Origin of the sequence: uncultured Cardiobacterium sp. (genome assembly GCF_938028185.1) — a bacterium.
GTDB lineage: Bacteria > Pseudomonadota > Gammaproteobacteria > Cardiobacteriales > Cardiobacteriaceae > Cardiobacterium.
In genome coordinates, this window is sequence record NZ_CALJAH010000344.1 from 1 (window position 1) to 4,465 (window position 4,465).

A 4,465-nucleotide genomic window follows, 5' to 3' on the forward strand; every position below is an offset into this window, starting at 1 on the left:
GGGGTGATGCTGCGCGGTTTGCGCCGGGGTGCCGGGCGCGGTCGGACGCTGTCCGGGGCGGGTGGTGGTTGTGGCGCGGGTTGGGCGGCAATGGCTGGCGCTTGGGCGCTGACGCGGGCGGGTGGAGGCGCATGGCGACGGATTTTGGTGAAGGCGATGCCCGCCTGGCAGAGGCGGATGAGTACCCAGAGGTTGAAGACGGCGATGAGCGGCAGGCTGAAGTGGATGAGAAGGCGGGCGGCGGCGGAGAAGTGCCAAAAGCCGGACAGGGCGACGTCTGCGGCGAGGATGATGAGGATGGCGGCAGCATCCGCGCGGTAGGGGTTGGCCGGACGGTGCGGCGGCGCCAGTTGTGCCTCCTGATGGTATTGGTCGATGTCAAAGAGGGCGTCGGCGAGGGTGTCGGCGGCGTCTGCCCCCAGATGAAGGCGCGTCGTCGGGGCGTGGTCGCTGGGCACGGCTTCGCTGAGGTGGACGTGGATGGCGATTTGGCCGCGCTGCGGCTCAATGGCATCCAGCCAGCGGCGGAGACGGTCGCTTTCGCCAAGTCCGGAGGGGGCGGCTTCGCGCAGCACGATTTCCAGCCAGACGGCATCAGGGTCGGCACCGCCACGGATGACGGCAACGGGGTCGGGCTCAGTGGCGCGCAGTTCGGCAATGTCGGCCCAGCGCCAGTTGCCGAGGCGAGCGCCATCGCGGTCAAACACGGTGAGACCATCGCCGTCGCAGGCGAACATGGGCGAGGGCAGCGGACGCGGACGGAAGTAGCAGCGGCCTTGCCAGAGCAGGTTGAGGGCGACGAGCGTGGTGTAGCCGAAGAGGATGTGGAAGGGGTTGGGCAGTTGCGGCAGGTGTGCGCTGGCGAAGATGAGGCAGACGCAGAGGACGGTGAGTACGCCCATGCCGGGGGTGAGCAGGTTGATGTCGGGGTGGTCGGTGCGGTCGCTGGGGGTGTAGTACCAGATGCGGTTCATGTTCGGGGTTCCAGGATGAGATAGGGAAAGCGCGGTGTATTGTTAATGTGGGGATTTTGGCTGCGCTTGCAATACAGCCTGGCGCCTGGCGTTGACGGCGAGAAATTTCGTAGGTCGGCCATTTATGGCCGACCTACGAACTGAATGGTAAACCGCGCCTAAGCCTTCGCTAATCCAGGCATATGTTTTTTGCGCGTACAATCCGCGCTTTCACGCATCTGCGTGTTTTCCTTAATTAAAGAGAGGTTTTATGTTACGCAAGCAGTCTGGCCGTGCAGGGATGCGTTTTTTGGTGGTTTTGGTGTTGTTCGCGGCGGGCGGTTATGCCTGGTGGCATTTCCGCGCCAAGCCTGACGAGGCGGGGGCAATCAAGTACATCACCGCCGAGGTGAAGAAAGGCGACATCGCGCAAACGGTGCTGGCGAGCGGTTCCATCCAGCCGTTCAAGTCGGTCAAGGTCGGCGCGCAGGTGTCGGGCGAGATTAGTGCGCTGTCGGTGCAAGTCGGCGACAAGGTCAAAACCGGCGACCGCATCGCCGAGATTGATGCGAGTACGCAGCAGAATACGCGCGATAGTGCCGCCGCCGCCTTGGCTTCCAGCAAGGCGGCGCTGTCGGCAGCGCAGGCGAAGTTGCGCGAGGCGCAGCAGAATTTTAACCGGCAGCAGGAGTTGGTGAAGAAGGGCGCGGCGGCGCGCGAGTCGCTGGATAGCGCGCAGGCGACGTTGAAGTCGGCGCAGAGTGCGGTGGAGCAGGCAAAAGCCGATATTCGCAAGAGTCAGCTGGAGCTGGATAACGCGGGCTTGCGTCTGGGTTATACGAGTGTGACGGCGCCGATGGACGGCGTGGTGATTTCGGTCGCGGTGGAGAAGGGGCAGACGGTGAACGCGGTGCAGGACAGTCCGACGCTGGTGACGATTGCGCAGACGAATACGATGACGGTCGAGGCGGAGATTGCCGAGGCGGATGTGAGCGCGGTGCAGCCGGGCATGGCGGCGCATTTTACGTTGCTCGGCGCGGACAAGACGCGCTATGAGGGCAAGTTGAAGTCTATTGATCCGGCGCCGCTTGCGACTTCAAAGAATACGACTAGCAACAGTAGCAGTTCGAACGACACCGCCGTCTATTATTACGGCAAGATGGATGTGCCGAACCCGGACGGCAAGTTGCGCATCGGCATGACCGCCAATATGGTCATCAGCGTGCGCGAGGCGAAGGGCGTGCTGACGATTCCGATGACCGCGCTGCAAGCGAACGCAGACGGCGCGGACGAGGTGCAGGTGATGGCGGCGGACGGCAAGCCGCAGCCGCGCGAAGTCAAGCTCGGCATCAATGACGGTGTCAATACCGAGGTCGTGGAAGGGCTGAAGGAAGGCGAGCAGGTCGTGGTCAGCAGCGGTAGCGGCGAGGGCAGTATCCCGATGGGTCCGGGAGGGCCGTTCTGATGAGCGAGCCGATTATCCGCATCCGCAACCTCTACCGCCGTTTCCCCAGCGGCGACGGCGAAGTCACCATCCTCAAGGGGCTGAATCTGGAAATAGAGGCCGGGGAAATGGTCGCCATCATCGGCCAGTCCGGCAGCGGCAAATCGACGCTGATGAACATCCTCGGCTGCCTCGACCGCCCCAGCGACGGCGAGTATTACATCAACGGCAAAAACGCCACCGGCCTCAGCCCGCAGGAGCGCGCCGCGCTGCGCCGGGAAAACATCGGCTTCATCTTCCAGCGCTATCACCTGCTGGCCGACCTCAAGGCGTGGGAAAACGTCGCCATTCCCGCCATCTACGCGGGGACGGCAGCAGACGCCCGCGAAGCGCGCGCCAAGGCGCTACTCACCCGCCTCGGCCTCGGCGAGCGCACCGAGCACAAACCCGGCCAACTCTCCGGCGGCCAGCAACAGCGCGTCTCCATCGCCCGCGCGCTGATGAACGGCGGACAAATCATCTTCGCCGACGAACCCACCGGCGCACTCGACAGCCACAGCGGCGAAGAAGTGATGAAAATCCTCGGCGAACTGCACGCCGAAGGGCACACCATCATCCTCGTTACCCACGACCGCCACATCGCCGACCACGCCGACCGCGTCATCGAAATCAAGGACGGCGAAATCATTGACGACCGCCGCCAGGACGCGGACGCCAGCGCCAGCGGCAAACGCGCCGCCACGCCTGCCGTCAAAAAAACCGTCTTCGGTGCGGCCGGGCGCATCACCTCTGCCATCAGCATGGCGTGGCGCGCCATCCTCGGCCACAAACTGCGCGCCTTTCTCACCATGCTCGGCATCATCATCGGCATCGCCTCAGTCGTCAGCGTCGTCGCGTTGGGACAAGGCGCCCAACAACAAGTGCTGAACAGCATCAGCGACCTCGGCTCGAACACCATCCAAATCTTCCCCGGCCAATTCGGCGACCGCCGCGCCGGGCGCATCCGCACCCTTGTCCCCGGCGACGCGGACATCCTCGCCAAACAAGACTTCATCGACAGCGCCACTCCGGTCGTCAGCGCCAGCGCCACCGTGCGCTACGACAACAAAGAACTCACCGGCGAAGTCACCGGCGCGGGCGAACAATACTTCCAGGTGCAGAACCTGCCCATCGTCGCCGGACGCAGCTTCAACCAACAAGACATCGACAACTACGCCGCCGTCGCCATCCTCGACCAAAAAGGCGCGGAAAACCTCTTTAACGCGAATGCCGCCAACCAATACGCGAACGCGCTCGGCCAAGTCATCCTGCTGCGCAACACCCCGGTGCGCATCATCGGCATCGTCGATACCAGCAGCCAAAGCCGCTTCGAGGGCGGCAACAACATCAGCGTGTACATGCCCTACACCGCGGCGATGAACCGCCTTCTGGGACGCAGTAACGTCTCTAGCATCATCCTGCGCATCAGCGACAGCGCCAATCCGGCGGTCGCCGAAGACGCCATCACCCGCATCCTTACCCGCCGCCACGGCAGCCAGGACTTCTCGCTCTTTAACAGCGACAGCCTGCGCAAAGCCATCTCGCAAAGCGTCCAGGTCTTCAGCATCCTCATCTCCTCCATCGCCGTCATCTCGCTCGTCGTCGGCGGCATCGGCGTGATGAACATCATGCTCGTCTCCGTCACCGAACGCACCCAAGAAATCGGCATCCGCATGGCCGTCGGCGCGCGGCAAAGCGACATCATGATGCAATTCCTGATAGAAGCGCTGATGCTCTGCCTCCTCGGCGGCGCGATAGGTGTCGGCCTCGCCTACGGCTTCGGCTGGGTGATGAACAACACCGGCAGCGCCGCGCCAAGCGGCGGCGAACAGGCGGCATTCAAACTCGTCTACTCCACCGCCTCGACCATCGCCGCCGTCATCTGCGCCAGCGGCATCGGCCTGCTCTTCGGCTTCCTGCCGGCGCGCAACGCCGCCCGCCTCGACCCGGTAGAAGCCCTGAGCCGGGAATAACCTAATAAATCCCCCTCCCCTGCAGGGCGAAGCCCGCAGCGGGGGAGGGCTGGGGA

Annotated in this window: 2 protein-coding genes and 1 pseudogene; 2 read left to right on the forward strand and 1 reads right to left on the reverse strand. The window is 63.9% G+C overall.

Going from position 1 to position 4,465, the window contains the following annotated elements:
* A pseudogene (locus tag Q0349_RS10090) lies at positions 1 to 974 on the reverse strand (hypothetical protein); the annotation flags it as partial.
* A gap of 250 nt (positions 975 to 1,224) precedes the next feature.
* Here Q0349_RS10090 and Q0349_RS10095 point away from each other — a divergent pair.
* Together Q0349_RS10095 and Q0349_RS10100 are read left to right on the forward strand one after the other, a co-directional pair.
* Positions 1,225 to 2,418: an efflux RND transporter periplasmic adaptor subunit gene (locus tag Q0349_RS10095; RefSeq protein ID WP_298080781.1), complete on the forward strand. Its 1,194-nt coding sequence runs from the start codon at positions 1,225 to 1,227 to the stop codon at positions 2,416 to 2,418.
* Positions 2,418 to 4,409: a MacB family efflux pump subunit gene (locus Q0349_RS10100; protein WP_366916311.1), complete on the forward strand. Its 1,992-nt coding sequence runs from the start codon at positions 2,418 to 2,420 to the stop codon at positions 4,407 to 4,409. Before Q0349_RS10095 ends, Q0349_RS10100 begins: the two co-directional genes overlap by 1 nt.
* Positions 4,410 to 4,465: the final 56 nt, after the last annotated feature.